This is a genomic window from Bacillus sp. SD075, assembly GCF_017355165.1.
Classification (GTDB): Bacteria; Bacillota; Bacilli; order Bacillales; family DSM-1321; genus Peribacillus.
In genome coordinates this window covers 1-390 of sequence record NZ_JADILK010000117.1, presented here as the reverse complement: position 1 = coordinate 390, position 390 = coordinate 1, and the positions used below count along the sequence as shown (strand labels likewise).

The following is a 390-nucleotide window of genomic DNA, read 5'->3' as shown; positions in this document are numbered from 1 at the left end:
ACATCTTAGAAGCTTGGCAAGCCATTTGGCATCTTTCACATCAGTTTTACGCCCTGGAACATTTTTGACATGTCTGGCATTGGCAAGAACAAGGTGAAAAGAACCTTTGAGTATATTCCATATTGGTTTCCAGTAGACTCCGGTACTTTCCATCACAACGTCGGATACCTGAAGGGTAGCGAGCCAATCACTTAAAGCCAAGAGTCCCGTTGTTGTAGTTGAAAAAGTTTCAATAGAGGTCTTTGGCTTTTTATCTAAGGGACCAAATAATACACAGGCTACTACTGTTTCTTGGTGTACATCTAGGCCAGCACACCGTTCAATCATTGCTTCCATAGGAGAAATCACCTCAAAAAAGATTAACAATACATATGACAGGAGATTTGTTAT

General features: G+C 40.5%; 1 protein-coding gene. It reads right to left on the bottom strand.

Annotation, left to right across the window (positions count from 1 at the left end):
* A partial coding sequence (locus IOC57_RS25520; RefSeq protein ID WP_207441371.1) for an IS110 family transposase occupies positions 1-336 on the bottom strand: 336 nt, incomplete at its 3' end.
* Positions 337-390: the final 54 nt, after the last annotated feature.